Here is a 15,476-nt window from a genome sequence, read left to right as displayed (position 1 = left end):
AGCGCCCACCTGGGCATCTGGTTAGCGTCCAGGCCAAGAGTTGCCAGCCATGAATGCCATAGGAGAAACAGCGATGGATCTGAGGGAATCGCCCGAGCAGCAGGAGCTCCGCAAGGAGTTGCGCGCGTACTTCGCGGCGCTGCTGCCGGAAGAGAAGCGTCGCGCGGCCGGCGAGCAAGGTGTGGGTGGCGAGTACTTCCGCGAGATCGTGAAGTTGCTGGGCAAGGACGGTTGGCTCGGTATCGGCTGGCCCAAGGAATTCGGTGGACAGGGACGCTCCATCGAAGAGCAGTTCGTGTTCTTCGACGAGGTTCAGCGCGCAGGTCTGCCGTTTCCCTTCGTGACGGTCAATACCGTCGGACCGACGTTGATGAAGTACGGCACCGAAGAACAGAAGGAACGTTTCCTGCCCGGCATCCTGGCCGGCGACATCGTCTTCGCAATCGGGTACACCGAGCCCGAGGCCGGCACCGACCTTGCGTCACTCAAGACTCGTGCGGTTCTCGACGGTGACGAGTGGATCGTCGACGGCAACAAGATCTTCACCAGTGGCGCCAACACTGCCGACTACGTGTGGCTGGCCTGCCGCACCGACGCGGATGCCCCCAAGCACAAGGGAATCTCGATCCTGATCGTCCCCACCGAGGATGCAGGCTTCGAGTGGTCACCGATCAACACCGTCGGCGGTTTGATGGTGACGTCCACGTACTACTCCGGCATTCGAGTTCCGTCGAAGGACGTTGTGGGCGAGGTCAACGGCGGCTGGCAGCTCATCACGGCTCAGCTCAACCACGAGCGAATCGGCCTGGCGGCCATCGGTGGTCGCACGTACGGTCTGTGGAACCTGGTCCTGGACTGGGCCAAGGAAAACGGCGCCATCGACATCCCGTGGGTGCAACAGGACTTCGCTCGCACACACGCCAAGCTCGAGGCCATGCGACTGCTGAACTGGAAGATGACGGCAGCCGTCGCACAGGACACGCTCTCCGGAGCCGACGCCGGTGCCACCAAGACGTACGGGACCGAGACTCACGTCGACGTCTACCGCACCCTGCTCGGAATTCTCGGCTCCGCCGGTCGCATCCGCCCCGAGTCTCCGGGCGCTCTGCTTGCCGGTCAGATCGAGCAGATCTCGCGTCAGGGTGTCGTGAATACCTTCGGCGGCGGCGTCAACGAAGTTCTTCGGGACATGGTCGGCACCATCGGGCTCGGCTTGGTTCGCGAAAAGAGGGTCAAGTGAGCGACATTTCGGCGCAACTCGACGCTTTTGTCGGCCAGACGCTTGTTCCCACCACCTGGGGACCCGACGAGGTCAACATCCCCATGATCCGGCATTGGGCCGAGACCATGGGCGATACCAACCCCGTCTACCTCGACGACGACGCCGCCCGCGCCACCGGACGCGACGGCGTCGTCGCTCCCGCTCAGATGCTCCAGGTCTGGATCATGCGGACCTTTACCGACAAGATGGCGGGCAACGACCCGTCGCAGGTGTGGACCGATCTGATCGCCACCCTCGACGCAGCCGGCTACAGCTCTGTCGTGGCCACCGATTCCGATCAGGAGTTCTTCGCCGAACTTCGCCCAGGCGATCGCGTGAACTACACCGAGGTCATCGAGTCGATTTCGCCGGAGAAGAAGACCGGCCTCGGTGTCGGACACTTCGTCACGACGCTCAAGACCTACCGCAACGGTGACGATCAGGTTGTCGGCACCCAGCGGTGGCGGACGCTGCGGTTCAAACCTCAGGAATCTGCTGCGCCCGAAGCTCCTCGTGCACTGCGTCCGCGTCCGGCTCTCAACGCGGACAACGCTTTCTGGTTCGAAGCAGCCAAGGAGCGCCGTCTGGTGATCCAGCGCTGCACGTCCTGCAAGACGCTGCGTCATCCCACCGGCCCGATGTGCGGGGAGTGCCGGTCACTCGAGTGGGACACGATCGACGCGTCGGGTCGTGGCACGGTGTACAGCTTCGTGGTCAATCACCACCCCAAGATCGACGCGTTCGACTACCCGCTCATCGTTGCGGTAATCGAACTCGAAGAGGGAACCCGATTGATCGCCAACATGGTGGGTATCGCGCCCGAAGATGTCGTGGTCGACATGCCCGTGGAACTTGACTGGATCGACGCCGACCCGGATCTGACGCTTCCCGCGTTCCGGCCGGCCGTACGCGAGGAGCACTGATGGACTTCAATTTCAGCGAAGAGCAGGAAGCAATTCGCGCACTGGCCGACGAGGTCTTCACCAGCAAGGCAACGATCGAGCGCACCAAGGAGATCGAACTCTCCGCTGAGCGCGTCGACCGTGAACTGTGGCGCGAACTCGCGAGCACCGGCCTGCTCGGTATCGCCCTGCCGGAGGAGTTCGGCGGCGGTGGCCTCGGCTTGTCCGAGCTGTACGCACTGCTCGAACAGCAGGGACGTCACGTTGCGGCCGTGCCGATCTGGGAAACGACCCTTGCAGCATTGGCTGTCAACAAATTCGGCTCTGATTCCCTTCGCGCCGAACTCCTTCCGGGAGTTGCCGACGGCAGTCGATTCCTGACCGTCGGTCTCGAAGAGTTCGGTCCGTACACTGGCGGCGACCCACTGACCACGGCTGAGCAGGACGCCGACGGCAACTGGACTCTGACGGGTGAGAAGGCAGTAGTGCCGATGACTCACGTCGCGAACCTTGCTCTCGTTTCGGCAACCGCTTCCACCGGTACGGCACTGCTGCTGGTCGACCTGAGTGCCGAGGGAGTGACGCTCGAACAGACGCAGTCCACCAACTGGGAGATCTGTGCCAACGTCACCTTTGCCGGTGCCCCCGCGCAGCTGATCGGTGCGGCTGACGGCACCACGGTTCCGTGGCTGATCGACCGCGTTCAGCTGGCATTGGCCGCAATCCAATGGGGCGTCGGGTCGGGTGCAGTCGCGCAGGCCGTCACGTACCTGAACGGCCGCAAGCAGTTCGGCCGTCCGCTGGCGACCTTCCAGGCCGTCAATCATCAACTCGCTGACTGCTACATCGATCTCGAAGCGATGCGCGTGACACTGTGGCAGGCCGCCTGGCGCATCTCCGAGGGACTGGATCTCGGCACCTCGGTACTGGTCGCCAAGTGGTGGGCTACCGACGGCGGACAGCGCGTCGTGCATCGCACCACGCATGTTCACGGCGGCATGGGCGTCGACACCGACTACCCGGTTCACCGTCACCTGTTGTGGGGCAAGCAGATTGCTGCCACCCTCGGTGGTTCCAGCTCCGATCTAGCGCGTCTGGGTGCGCAGCTCGCATCCGGTGTGGAGGTGCTCGCATGACCGTACTTGCCGGTCGCAGTTACGCAGACGTCGTTGTCGGAGAGGCATTGCCCGAGTTGGCGATCCCGCTGACCCGCACGTTGATCGTCGCCACGGCAATCGCCACTCGCGATTTTCAGGACGTGCACCACGATCCGAGCCTGGCGCAGGAGCGTGGCTCGGAGGATGTCTTCATGAACATCCTCACGAGCAACGGTCTTGTCGGTCGATACGTCACGGACTGGGCCGGATCTGCATCGACCCTGAGCCGCATCGCCATTCGTCTCGGGGCGCCCAACTACCCGGGTGACACCATGACGATGACCGGTGAGGTCGTGTCCAAGGAAGACGGAGTGGTCGTGGTCAAGGTGCAGGGTGCAAACAGCCTCGGCAACCATGCATCCGGCACCGTCGCAGTCGCTTTCAAGGAAGAGGAGAGGCCCTGATGGCGATCAGCCCACTCTCGGGAGCCGCCGCCATCGTCGGCATCGGATCCACCGAGTTCTCCAAGAACTCCGGCCGCACCGAACTGCAGTTGGCGTGTGAGGCCATCGTCGCGGCACTCGCTGACGCCGGTATCGATCCGTCCGAGGTCGACGGTCTGTCCACCTACACGTCGGAGACGAACGGCGAAGCGATCGTGACTCGCAACTGTGGTCTCGGCGAGCTGAAGTTCTTCTCGCGCATTCACTACGGTGGCGGCGCTGCGTGTGCCACCGTGCAGCAGGCGGCCATGGCAGTTGCGACGGGTGTTGCCGACGTCGTGGTTTGTTACCGCGCCTTCAACGAGCGCTCCGGTGTGCGCTACGGCCTAGGGCAGCACGATCGCCCCATGGACAGCACCGCGGATCGCGCGGCATATGCGTGGATGACTCCGCAGGGATTGTCGACTCCCGCTCAGTGGGTCGCCATGTTCGCCCGCCGCTACATGCACCAGTACGGTGCGACGAGTGAGGACTTCGGACGAGTTGCAGTGGTGGCGCGCAAGCATGCCGCCAACAACCCGGCTGCTTGGTTCTACGAGCGTCCGATCACGCTCGAGGACCATCAGAACTCGCGCTGGATCGCCGAGCCGCTGCACCTGCTCGACTGCTGCCAGGAAACCGACGGTGGCCAGGCATTGGTCATCGTCTCTGCCGAGCGCGCAAAGGATCTGGCCAACAAGCCCGTCGTCATCAAGGGCGCCGCTCAGGGCAGTAGCAAGGATCAGCACATGATGACCAGCTACTACCGGCCCGACATCTCCGGTATCCCGGAGATGGGCCTGGTTGCTCGTCAGTTGTACGGCCAGAGCGGCCTGACCCCTGATGACATCAACGCCGCGATTCTGTACGACCACTTCACTCCGTTGGTGCTTCCCCAGCTCGAAGAACTGGGCTTCTGCAAGCCAGGCGAAGCAAAGGACTTCATCCGCGAAGGCAACCTCGAGATCGGTGGACGCCTGCCGTCCAACACTCACGGTGGTCAGGTCGGCGAGGCGTACCTGCACGGTGTCAACGGAATTGCCGAAGGTGTGCGACTGGTGCGAGGCACGTCGACCAACCAGCCCGAGGGCGTCGAAAACGTATTGGTCACAGCCGGAACAGCAGTACCCACCAGCGGTCTCGTTCTCGGCGCTGTTTGAGAGAGGAAAAGACAGTGACAACTTCGGAAGCTGCGAAGACCGCCGGCGATTGGCGTGGAGCCGATCTCGGGACCCGCACCGTGTCGTACACCGAGCGCGACGCGATCCTGTACGCACTTGCCGTGGGCGCCAAGGCGACCGAGCTGGACCTCGTCTTCGAGGATCAGCTTCGGGTACTGCCGACCTTTGCTCTGACGCTGGCGCAGTGGGCTCCCGACGCTCTGGGTTCGGCGGGCGCCTTCGACACCTCGACGGCACTGCACGGCTCGCAAGAGCTGAAAGTGCTTGCTCCGCTTCCGCGTAGCGGTGACGTGACCTTGAAGGCTTCGGTCGGCGAGGTGTGGGACAAGGGCGCAGCGGCCGTGTTCGAAGTGAAGGTGGAGTGCGAATACTTCGTCGCGACCTGGTCACTTTTTGCCCCCGGTGCCGGTGGATTCGGCGGAGAACGTGGACCCTCACGTCCGGCGGAACCGACCGGCGAGCCTTCGTTGACCGGTGTGTTGACCACAGCGGAGAACCAGACGGCGATGTACCGGCTCCTGGGCGACAAGCACCACATCCACATCGATCCCGAGGCTGCGGCGCGGATCAACCAGCCGCGTCCGATCATGCACGGCCTGTGCACGTTGGCCGCGAGCACGCTCGAGCTTGCCCGGGTCGCCGGAGTGCATCCGGCGCACCTCGTGAGCCTCGAGGGTCGATTCGCTGCGGCGATCCATCCGGGTGAAGCGCCGTCCATCGTTGCGTGGGGAACTCCCGACGACCTGGCCTTCCAGGTCACCAAGGGTGATCAGGTAGCGATTTCCGGTGCACGAGTGAGCTTCTCCGCTCGCTAGTCCCTCCAGACTCAACTGCGGGGTGCTTGACCCCTCGTCGCGCCCCGCAGTTGTTCACACGAAGAAGCAGCCCCCGAGCGAATCCACTCAGGGGCTGCTTCGTATTTGTTTCAATCCTGGTGGGTCGCCATGTAGCGAGCCGGGTACTCACCGCCGCCGTGAACGGCGATGTCGGCGCCGTTCACGTACGAGGAGAGCGGGCTCGCCAGGAACAGGCAGGAGTTGGCGATATCGGCCGGCACGGCCATGCGCTCCATCGGAATGGTCCTGGTGACCGCAGCGCCGCCGTCGGCGCCGTAGACCTCGGCGGCAGCCTCGGTACGGATCAGGCCGGTGGTGATGTGGTTGATCCGGACCTTCGGCGCCCATTCGAGGGCCAATGCCTTGGTCAGAACGAGGAGGCCTGCCTTGGCTGCGCTGTACGCCGCGGTTCCGGGCTGCGGGTCGATCGCCGAGACACTGCCGATGTTGATGATGGCACCGCCGTCGTCCTGAGTCTGCATCACTGCATTTGCGGCCTGGGCAACGTTGAAGGGTGCCAACAGGTTCAGGGCCACGATCTTCTCGACGAAGCGGGGTGACACCGTCGCAGCATCGGCATCGGGGGAGCCGCCGGCGTTGTTGACCAGGACGTCCAGACGGCCGAAGCGCTCGACGGCATCCTGGACGAGGGCTGCGGCGTCGGCGGGATCGCGGACGTCAGTGGCGCGAAAGGCTGCGCTACGGCCGTCGGCGGTGGGTAGGTTTTCGGGCTCGTTACGGCCACAGACCAGCACGTTCGCACCCGCGGCGAGGAAGGTTTCGGCGATGACGTAGCCGATGCCTTTGGTGCCGCCGGTGACGATCACCGAGCGTCCGCTGAAATCGACGGGGTTGGGCAGTGTCACGGTGGAGCCTTCCTGGTGCGGTGCCGAGCTGAATTGCCGCCCAATGTGATTGACGCGACGTGGTCGCACACCTTAGGGTCAAGCAAGTGCTTGGTTGTTTTGTAGGTCGAGTGTAGACGACAAACGGCGGCAGTCACCAGAATCGACCGGTCCCTCCCGCAAAGGGACCTCTGCGTCGACAGACATTGGAGTAGTCACATGGGCAAGCTCGAAGGCAAAGTTGCACTCATCACGGGTGCGGGTCAGGGAATCGGGCAGGGGATTGCCCTGGCCTTGGCCAAAGAGGGCGCCGTGATCGCCGTTGCCGGCCGCACCGAATCCAAGTTGCACACCACGTGCGGACTACTGGCTGACATCGGTGCGCGCGGTGAGGCGGTGGTCTGCGACGTCAGCAAGAAGGACGACATCACCGACGCCGTGGACCGTACCGTCGAACTGTTCGGCGGAATCGACATCCTGGTCAACAACGCCAACGACTGCAAGCCCGGCCCACTCTTGAGCGTGCTCGACGAAGACTTCGAGCGTTCCTTCGCGACGGGGCCGCTCGCCACCCTGCGCATGATGCAGGCGTCGTACCCCCACATGAACAGTCGTGGCGGTGGCGTCATCATCAACATGGTCACCTCGGCGGCGGTGCGCTGGGATGCCAGTAACTACGGCGCTTACGGTTCCATCAAAGAAGGCATGCGCTCGTTGACCCGCGCTGCGGCCTGTGAATGGGGCAAGGACAACATTCGCGTTCTCAATGTTGCCCCGCACGCCAAGACTCCCGCGTTGCAGTGGTGGATGGACAAGAATCCCGAAGAGGCAGCGGCATTTGTCGCAGGTATTCCGCTGGGACGCGTCGGAGACCCCGAGACCGACATCGGTCGTGCCGTCGTCTTCCTCGTCAGCGAAGACGCCGGGTACCTCACGGGTGCCACGATCCCGCTCGACGGCGGCCAGTCGCGCTGGGGCTGACCGCCATCGACCCGATCAGGTCATCACGGCGCCGCCGTCGACGGCAATCGTCTGGCCGGTGACGTTGCGAGCCTTGTCACTGAGCAAAAAGGCGACCATCTCGGCGATGTCTCCGGGCGTCTGAGCTCGACCCATCGGAACCATCTGTGCGACAAAAGAATCGAAGACGTCAGCATCGGAAACATCTGTGAGCGAGGGATCGCGTCGACGCAGTTCCTTGATGGTTCGAAGCCACATGTCGGTGAGGATCAGGCCGGGCATGACCGTATTCGAGCGAAGTCCTCGAGTCGCACCGATCCGGGCGACGCTGTGACTCATCTCGATCACGGCGGCCTTCGACGGTCCGTAGTGCGCGAGCATGTCACCGCCCAAGCGGGCACCGATCGACGCGATGTTGACGATCGCTGCCGGACCCTCGGTTCTGCTCACGAATTCGCGGCACATCAGGAAGCTGCCCTTGGTGTTCACCGCAAAGGTGTTGTCCCACTGGTCTTCGGTGATCTCGAGGAACGGAGTGAAGACGCCGATTCCGGCGCCGTTGACGAGTGCAGTCGGGCTTCCGGCCGATGCAGCCACGTCGAAGGCGTTCTTGACGTCACCTTCACGTCGAACATCGCATCGTGCCGTGTGGACTGCTACGCCAAGGCTTTCCAGGCGTGCTGCGGTGTCGGCGAGTGCGGCCTCTTCGATGTCGAGGAGAAGCAGGGTGCCGAAGTCCTCCGCAAGGCGCTCGGCAATAGCGGCGCCCAACCCGGCAGCTGCGCCGGTGACAATGGCTACGGGCGCGCTCACGGCAGGTGCGTTTCGAGCAGTGGGGCAAGCAGTTCGGCTGCGCGCGCCGCAGTGATGACCTCGCTCGGGTCCACCTTGGTCAGGACTTTCGAAGCAGAATCTTCGTAGACATGCTCACCGATGAGTCGCCCCTGCTCGTCGTACGGCCAGACAAATGCCAAGGTCCGACGCACGAGATACCAACCGTCGGGGTCGATGTCCGACGACTGTTCGGGGGCTGCGGGGGTGGATCCACCCGATTCGTGCACCGCGCCGAACACCCCGTCTCCCAGAATCGATCCTGGGACGAATTGACTGAAGAGAGTCTCACCCGAGAATCCGCTGTCGGAGACCGCGAAGTCGGACTGTCCGGTCCACATGACAAGGGTGTCCGTCTCGGCGAGTGACTGGTAGAAGTTGGTGACGGCGTCCATGCCGTCCAGAACAATCGACTGCCCGTCTTCGAACAACCGGTAGACGGGTTCTTCGACGGTCATGTCGGGCGAGAGGATTTCCTTGTAACGACCGGAGACCTCGAGCAATGCGTGGCGCCGGTAGTTTCGGAGGATCTTCTGGTGCCGCGGATTGTCGATGGTTTCCAATTGCTTTTCGACGCCATCCATCATGTGGACGAATTCGTGCTCGTACTTGCTCATCACATCTCCTGGTTTCGCGGATTCGGCGGGCTGTCCGGATCTGCGACAACTGTGACCTGACGTGGCATTCGCTGTACATGTAGAACTTCGTTCGACAATTGCCGGTTTGCTTAACTCCGCTGTTCAGATACCGTGATGGTCATCACTTTGCTGGCGAACAGCGGCCTGAGACAACCGAATGGACGGTAATGAAAAAGGCGAGAAGAGGTGAAGATCTGAATCTGCGGTTGGTGTCCTCGTTGCTCGTCGTCGTGGCGGAAGGGCACTTCGGTCGAGCGGCAGACCGGTTGTTCGTCACGGCGCCTGCTCTCAGTCAGCAGATTCGTCGACTCGAGGAACAGGTGGGTGTCGAGTTGGTTGATCGCAGTTCGCACCCGGTGGTGCTCACCGCCGCGGGTGAGGTGTTCGTCGCGGATGCGCGGCCCGCTCTCGAGTTCGCCGTTCGCGCGATGAACGGGCTCGACGCACTCGAGCGTCGGCGGGCCAGGCGGTTGCGGATCGGATTCATCAACGGGGCGGCCGGAAGTTTGGGACGTGCGGTGATCGATTCGTTGCATGCGGAGGTGGAGTTGGTCCAATTGGACTGGTCCCAACAGGTTTCCGCGGTGGCGAGCGCGACCGTCGACGCGGCCTTCGTGCGACCGCCACTGCCGGTGCTCGACGGTGTGGTGCTCGAACGGATAGGCGTCGAACCGCGGGTGGTGGCTCTGCCTCGAGGGCACCAACTGGCGGGCCGTACGAGCATCGAGATTTCTGAAATAGATGGGACTGTGCAGGTTTCGAGTGACGGCGCACCACCCGAATGGGTGAAATGGTGGTCGGTGGACCCGCGCCCGAGTGGTGTACCCGTCCGGTACGGTCCCTCTGTCCGCACGATGGACGAAGCGCTCGAGGTTGTCGCCAACGGTCGGGCGGTGGTGATAACGGCAGCAACCATTGCCGAGTACTACACCCGCTCGGATATCAGTTTCGTGCGCATTTCCGATATCGAGCAGTGTTCGATCGATCTGTGTACCCGTGAGGGCGACAGCAGTCCGGCGGTGATCGAGCTACGCAAAGCTGTTTCAGCCCTCGGTGCCGACAGGTGATTGCCGTGTCCTGATGTGATGCGCATGTACTCGGATGAAATACGCATTCTTGCCGTCTTCGTTTTAGTCAGTTAGACTAAAACCATGAAAACGATCAGCACGGCACTTGAAATCGTCGAGGCAGCACGAGTTTCGGCCGATGTGTTCGGGGGAGACTCCAGCGATCTCGACACCCGTCGCGCTGCAAAGCGTCGTTTTCATCGGCTCGCCTCAGCCATTCATCCGGACCGGGCGAAGCCCGAAGATCGGGTGCGATACTCGGCCGCAACATCTCGGTTGAACGAGCTATACCGCAGTTGGACAGCGGAGTTCGAGCCGGCAGATTCTCGGCCCGTTTATGTCGGCGAGCGGGGCGAGTACACGTTGGGTGGACTGGTAGCGCGCGGCTCGGTCGCTAACCTGTACCGGTCCGATGCCGGTGTCGTACTGAAGATTCCGCGAGACCCTCGGGCGAACTCGATGATCGAGGCCGAACGGAATGTGTTGACGGACATCGAGAATTCGTGCGAAGCCGGTTGGGCAGTCTCGTACTTCCCGCGATTGATCGATCAAATCACCCATGTGGGCAGCGGCACGAGACGTCAGATCGATGTGTTGGACGATCTGACCGAAGGTTTTGTGAGTCTCGCCGACGTCCGTGAGGCGTATCCAGGTGGCCTCGATCCACGGGACTGGGCGTGGATGCACCGACGGCTACTTCGGGCTCTGGCAGCAGCGCATGCGACTGGTTGGGTGCACACCGCGATTACCGCGGAGAACGTGCTGATCGAGCCTGATCGGCACGGGGTGGTGCTGGTCGGCTGGTCCTTTGGCACCCGTACGGGCAGCCGCCCGGTGGCGACGATCGGTTCCGATCGTGATTCGTACCCACCGGAACTCGGCGAAGGAGCGTCTCCGGCCTGGGACGTCTACATGGCTCATCATTTGATGCTCCAAATGCTGGGCGAGCAGACCCACGAACGGATGAAGGTGTTTGCCGACGGCTGCATGCAGGACAACCCGAGATTGCGTCCCGACGCGGTCGACCTACTGGGTGAGTTCGACGAACTCCTCGATCTTCTCTATGGCCAGCGGACATTTCGTCCGTTCGCCGTTCCATTCACGAAAGGACAGTGATTGTCATGGGCTACGGATACTGGGACGACAACACCTATTTGGCGGGCAAGACTTTTCGTGCCGCACGCGGTGTCGACGATTTCGGTTACACCGATTCGCTTCGGTCGCGTCCGCGAAGCAGTTGGAAAGCGGACCCGACCCTCGACCCCTTCGGCGTCGACAAGCGTGAATGCCGGGACTCGGCCGGGCACCCCGATTCTCTCCCGATAGCAGTGCTTTTCGATGTCACCGGCTCGATGGGCGCTGTTCCTCGAATCATGCAGGACAAGCTCGGAAAGCTGCACGGGCTGCTGCAACGCAAGGGATACGCGGATGATCCGCAGATTCTGTTCGGTGGTATCGGCGACGCCGATTCCGATCAGGTGCCACTACAAGTCGGCCAGTTCGAGTCGGGTAACGCGATGGACGAGCAGCTTCGGACCATCTTCCTCGAGGGCAACGGTGGTGGACAGAAGTCGGAAAGCTATGAATTGGCAGCATATTTCATGGTGCGCCACACCAGTACGGATGCCTGGGAGAAGCGCGGAAGGAAAGGCTACCTCTTCATCATCGGCGACGAGCTGAACAAGCCGCGGCTCTCGGCTCGTCACATCCGTTCGGTGATCGGCGACAAGGTACGTCAGGACGTATCGGTCTCGTCGATCTACCGTGAACTCGAAGAAAGATGGAATGTCTACTTCGTTCTGCCAGATCAGTCGTCGTACTTCAACGATCCGGAAATCGCGGATCACTGGAAGAAGTTTCTCGGTGAACGCTTCGTCAAACTCGACGACCCCGCTGCGGTGTGCGAACTGATCGCGCTGACGGTCGGAATCGGTGAGGACCGCATCGACCTGCGTGACGGACTGGCGGATCTCCGCGACATCGGTTCAAGAGCTGAAGCCGAGACCGTCGGCAAGGCTCTCGCTGTGATCCCAGGGCGCAGCACCGCGACGGTGGCCGGGTTGCCCCACGATCTCGGAACCGATACGGACGATGTTGATTTCGCATAGAAGGAGAGCATGATGGAGCCGTTCGAAGACCGCGATATCGTCGTCGTAGACCTCGGGTTCGGAGATGCGGGGAAGGGAGCAACCGTCGATTGGCTTTGCTCCGACCAAGCCGATTTGGGTGTGGCCGCAGTGGTCCGGTTCAACGGTGGGGCACAGGCAGCGCACAACGTGACGGTCGGCGAGTGCCACCACACGTTTTCGCAGTTCGGTTCGGGAACGCTGTCCGGCGTCCCGACGTTTCTCTCGAGATTCGTGTTGGTCGAGCCCATCGCCCTCGCCCGGGAGGCGCGTGCTCTGGAAGCGCTCGGAGTTCGAAATCCGTTCGATCTGATACGGATCGACGCGCGCGCATTGTTGACGACGCCGATTCACGTGGCCGCCAACAGGGCCCGTGAGGATGCTCGCGGCGGTAACCGACACGGCTCGTGTGGCAAGGGGATCGGTGAGACCGCGGCGTACGCGCTCGAAGTTGCGAATGCGCCTACGGTGGGAGACTGCCGGCGACCTGACTCCTTGCGTCGTAAGTTGTCGGCGTTGGTCACATTCTACGGACCGTTGATCGCGGAGAGTCGCCACGGTTTTCCGCCGATCGACGACATGGTCGACATGTACGCGGAATTCGGTGCCGCCGTGGACATCGCCGACCCGGATGCGCTGGGCGCGTTGGGCGCCGGTGGTCGTCTGGTATTCGAGGGGGCACAAGGTGTCCTTCTCGACGAGCGGCGGGGGTTTCACCCACACACCACATGGTCGACGGTCGAGCCGTCCAACGCGCGAGCGATGATCGACGAGTTGGGCCGGGACAGTTACGTACTCGGCGTCACTCGCACGTACATGACACGACACGGAGCTGGGCCCTTCCCGACGGAGGATCCGGAGCTGGCGAAGGTGTTGCCCGAGCTGCACAACGGGACGGGTGAGTATCAAGGCGGATTCCGGATGGGCCACCTCGACGAGTTGTTGTTGCACTACGCAATCGAGGTGAGCGGTGGCGTCGACGGTTTGGCGCTTACTCATCTCGACGCGATGGATCGCGCGCGGGCTGCAGGCGTCCCGATCCACGGGGTGCACGCGTACGAAGGATTGCCGTTCGTTCCGGTCGGAGAGTGGAAGGATCTCGATCACCAGCAGGCGCTGACAGATTCCCTGAAAGCCGTAGGGGTCGTGCCGAAGGAACTTCCGGCCGACCCGGAGGATTTCGCCCGGTATCTGAGCGAGGAAATGGGTGCGCCGGTAGTGCTGACCGCGAACGGTGCCGACCGGGTCGATCGTCAGATGCGATGCCCAGTGCCTGCATGATGGACGGTGTGGACCAGTCACTTGTCTCGATCGATGTCATCGCGCTCCGGTTCGGCAATCCGGAACCCGGGATGTTGCGATTTGCCGTCACTCCGCGGCAAGCGGAGCCGTACACCGGGCAGTTGGCGCTGCCCGGTGTACTGCTGGGCGCCGGTGAGCGGCTGCAGGACGCCGCCAGGCGAGCCGTGACCACCAAGCTCGGAATTCCCGACGAGAAGATCCTCGTCAGCGGTCAATTGACCGTGTTCGACGAACCCAATCGCGACCCCCGCGGTCCGACGCTCTCGGTGACCATGTGGGCAGTGATCTCGTCGGACGAGGTGCCGGGTTCGGCCGAATGGGTGAGCTGGGACAACCCGGGGGACCTTGCGTTCGACCACAATCGGATAGTCGCCGATACCCGCCCGATCCTTGCTGACACCCTGTTGTGGCGAGATCAGGCATTCACGCGGGCACTACTGGGTCCGTCGTTTCCGGCGTCGTACGCGCTGGCCGTGGCGGAGGAGCTTTCCGGTGTGCGTCCGGACCCGGGCAATTTGAACCGGACGCTCAAAGCGTTGCCAGGGCTGGAACGTACGGACGAACGAGTCCGGGTCAGTGCCACCGGGCGACCCGCGGTGGTCTGGGCGTGGACCGAAAACAGCTGACCTACCTCAGAAGTTGCCCCGCGCGGCCTGCTCACGCTCGATCGCTTCGAACAGGGCTTTGAAGTTTCCCAGTCCGAATCCCAGTGAGCCGTGGCGTTCGATGATCTCGAAGAACACGGTGGGACGATCTCCGATCGGCTTGGTGAAGATCTGAAGAAGATAGCCGTCCTCGTCGCGGTCGACGAGGATGCCTCGCTTCTGCAATTCCTCGATCGGAACTCGAACCTCTCCGATACGCGCGCGCAATTCGGGATCCTCGTAATACGAAGCCGGAGTAGAGAGAAACTCGATTCCTTCGTCGACCAGAGCATCGACTGCTCCGAGGATGTCGTTGGTCGCAAGCGCGAGATGCTGAGCGCCGGGACCTTGATAGAACTCGAGGTACTCGTCGATCTGTGACCGCTTCTTCGCGATGGCAGGTTCGTTGAGTGGGAACTTGACTCGGTGATTGCCGCTCGAGACGACCTTGCTCATCAGCGCGGAGTAGTCGGTGGCTATGTCGCCGCCCACGAACTCGGCCATGTTGGTGAATCCCATGACCCGGTTGTAGAAGTCGACCCACTGGTCCATCTTGCCGAGTTCGACGTTGCCGACGACGTGGTCGAGGGCCTGGAAGATGCGCTCGGGCGCGCCGTCACGCTTGCGGTACGACGACGTCCGTTCGACGTATCCGGGAAGGTAAGGGCCGGTGTAGCGGGAACGGTCGACGAGGGTGTGCCGAGTCTCGCCGTACGTCGCGATGCTGGCCAGGCGAACGGTGCCGTGCTCGTCGGTGACGTCGTGCGGTTCGCTCAACACCGTCGCACCTTGGGTGATGGCGTGCGCGATGCACTTGTCCACGTCAGGGACGCTGAGCGCGATGTCGCGGATGCCGTCGCCATGACGGCTGTGATGCGCGATCAACTCGCTTGTCGGATCCACAGCACCTTTGACGACAAAGCGCACGGCACCGCTCTTGAGTACGAACGCGTGGTGGTCGCGGTTTCCCGTCGACGGGCCTGAATAGGCCACCAATTCCATGCCGAATGCGGACTGGAAGAAATGTGAAGTCTGCGTGGCGTTTCCGACGATCCATTCGAGGCCGTCCCAACCACTCACCGGGAAGGGATCGTGATCGCTGTCGTACTCGACCAGTCCGACCAGCTGGCGTAATTGCTCCAGATCCAGGCCGGCCAACTGTTCGTCGTCGGTGAGAGTCTGTTCGACGGTCATGGTGAGTCCCCTCTGAGTGCGATGTACACAGCGCGGTGCTCGAGTTATGTTCGGCACTGCCGGTACAAACAGATAAGTCCTTCAGAGGTTGGGTAGTCAACGGAGGTAGT

Annotated in this window: 16 protein-coding genes; 12 read left to right on the top strand and 4 right to left on the bottom strand. The window is 62.5% G+C overall.

What is annotated here, in order from left to right:
- The first annotated feature begins 73 nt into the window (after nucleotides 1-73).
- From BH682_RS24525 to BH682_RS24500, 6 genes are read left to right on the top strand one after another with little or no spacing between them, the layout of a single operon-like run.
- Nucleotides 74-1,240 (top strand): acyl-CoA dehydrogenase family protein, encoded by a 1,167-nt coding sequence (locus tag BH682_RS24525; RefSeq protein WP_003940442.1) that lies wholly within the window; start codon nucleotides 74-76, stop codon nucleotides 1,238-1,240.
- Entirely contained in the window at nucleotides 1,237-2,184 is a 948-nt protein-coding gene (locus BH682_RS24520; protein WP_075834408.1) for a bifunctional MaoC family dehydratase N-terminal/OB-fold nucleic acid binding domain-containing protein, read from the top strand. The genes BH682_RS24525 and BH682_RS24520 overlap by 4 nt, the downstream gene beginning before the upstream one ends.
- Complete coding sequence (locus BH682_RS24515) at nucleotides 2,184-3,299, top strand: acyl-CoA dehydrogenase family protein (RefSeq protein ID WP_064687712.1); 1,116 nt, start codon at nucleotides 2,184-2,186, stop codon at nucleotides 3,297-3,299. The genes BH682_RS24520 and BH682_RS24515 overlap by 1 nt, the downstream gene beginning before the upstream one ends.
- Nucleotides 3,296-3,724, top strand: a complete 429-nt coding sequence (locus BH682_RS24510) for a MaoC family dehydratase (RefSeq protein WP_075834406.1) — start codon at nucleotides 3,296-3,298, stop codon at nucleotides 3,722-3,724. Before BH682_RS24515 ends, BH682_RS24510 begins: the two co-directional genes overlap by 4 nt.
- Nucleotides 3,724-4,902, top strand: a complete 1,179-nt coding sequence (locus tag BH682_RS24505) for a lipid-transfer protein (RefSeq protein ID WP_075834404.1) — start codon at nucleotides 3,724-3,726, stop codon at nucleotides 4,900-4,902. The genes BH682_RS24510 and BH682_RS24505 overlap by 1 nt, the downstream gene beginning before the upstream one ends.
- A gap of 14 nt (nucleotides 4,903-4,916) precedes the next feature.
- Nucleotides 4,917-5,738 (top strand): MaoC/PaaZ C-terminal domain-containing protein, encoded by an 822-nt coding sequence (locus tag BH682_RS24500; RefSeq protein WP_075834402.1) that lies wholly within the window; start codon nucleotides 4,917-4,919, stop codon nucleotides 5,736-5,738.
- A 110-nt stretch (nucleotides 5,739-5,848) separates the two neighbouring features.
- On the opposite strand, the gene BH682_RS24495 is transcribed toward BH682_RS24500, so the two are convergent.
- Nucleotides 5,849-6,625, bottom strand: a complete 777-nt coding sequence (locus tag BH682_RS24495; protein ID WP_003940546.1) for an SDR family oxidoreductase — start codon at nucleotides 6,623-6,625, stop codon at nucleotides 5,849-5,851.
- Between the two features lie 198 nt (nucleotides 6,626-6,823).
- Between BH682_RS24495 and BH682_RS24490 the strand changes: the two genes are divergently transcribed.
- Nucleotides 6,824-7,585 carry an SDR family NAD(P)-dependent oxidoreductase gene (locus BH682_RS24490; protein WP_007732643.1) on the top strand — a complete coding sequence of 254 codons (762 nt, stop codon included), beginning with the start codon at nucleotides 6,824-6,826 and terminating at the stop codon, nucleotides 7,583-7,585.
- Nucleotides 7,586-7,600: 15 nt separating this feature from the next.
- Here BH682_RS24490 and BH682_RS24485 read toward each other — a convergent pair whose 3' ends face one another.
- Nucleotides 7,601-8,377: an SDR family NAD(P)-dependent oxidoreductase gene (locus BH682_RS24485; RefSeq protein WP_007732641.1), complete on the bottom strand. Its 777-nt coding sequence runs from the start codon at nucleotides 8,375-8,377 to the stop codon at nucleotides 7,601-7,603.
- Entirely contained in the window at nucleotides 8,374-9,012 is a 639-nt protein-coding gene (locus BH682_RS24480) for a hypothetical protein (protein WP_075834400.1), read from the bottom strand. The genes BH682_RS24485 and BH682_RS24480 overlap by 4 nt, the downstream gene beginning before the upstream one ends.
- A gap of 188 nt (nucleotides 9,013-9,200) precedes the next feature.
- On the opposite strand from BH682_RS24480, the gene BH682_RS24475 reads away from it, so the two are divergent.
- The 5 genes from BH682_RS24475 (at nucleotide 9,201) to BH682_RS24455 (ending at nucleotide 14,154) form a co-directional block, all read left to right on the top strand.
- The gene (locus tag BH682_RS24475) at nucleotides 9,201-10,100 is read left to right on the top strand and encodes a LysR family transcriptional regulator (RefSeq protein WP_063315783.1); all 900 of its coding nucleotides are present in this window, start codon (nucleotides 9,201-9,203) and stop codon (nucleotides 10,098-10,100) included.
- An 84-nt stretch (nucleotides 10,101-10,184) separates the two neighbouring features.
- Nucleotides 10,185-11,216, top strand: coding sequence for a hypothetical protein (locus BH682_RS24470; RefSeq protein WP_075834398.1), 1,032 nt, complete (start codon nucleotides 10,185-10,187; stop codon nucleotides 11,214-11,216).
- 5 nt (nucleotides 11,217-11,221) lie between these two features.
- A complete protein-coding gene (locus BH682_RS24465) occupies nucleotides 11,222-12,208 on the top strand; it encodes a hypothetical protein (protein ID WP_075835464.1) in 987 nt (328 codons plus the stop codon).
- A 9-nt stretch (nucleotides 12,209-12,217) separates the two neighbouring features.
- Nucleotides 12,218-13,507 carry an adenylosuccinate synthetase gene (locus BH682_RS24460; RefSeq protein WP_075834395.1) on the top strand — a complete coding sequence of 430 codons (1,290 nt, stop codon included), beginning with the start codon at nucleotides 12,218-12,220 and terminating at the stop codon, nucleotides 13,505-13,507.
- Nucleotides 13,504-14,154: an NUDIX domain-containing protein gene (locus tag BH682_RS24455; protein WP_020909123.1), complete on the top strand. Its 651-nt coding sequence runs from the start codon at nucleotides 13,504-13,506 to the stop codon at nucleotides 14,152-14,154. The genes BH682_RS24460 and BH682_RS24455 overlap by 4 nt, the downstream gene beginning before the upstream one ends.
- Nucleotides 14,155-14,160: 6 nt before the next feature.
- Here the strand turns inward: BH682_RS24455 and hppD are convergent, their stop codons facing one another.
- On the bottom strand, nucleotides 14,161-15,366 hold the full coding sequence (gene hppD / locus BH682_RS24450) for a 4-hydroxyphenylpyruvate dioxygenase (protein WP_058037677.1): 1,206 nt from the start codon (nucleotides 15,364-15,366) through the stop codon (nucleotides 14,161-14,163).
- Nucleotides 15,367-15,476 lie beyond the last annotated feature (110 nt).

It is taken from the genome of Rhodococcus sp. YL-1 (genome assembly GCF_001942025.1).
Lineage (GTDB): Bacteria > Actinomycetota > Actinomycetes > Mycobacteriales > Mycobacteriaceae > Rhodococcus_F > Rhodococcus_F qingshengii.
This window is presented reverse-complemented; position numbering and strand designations above follow the sequence as displayed.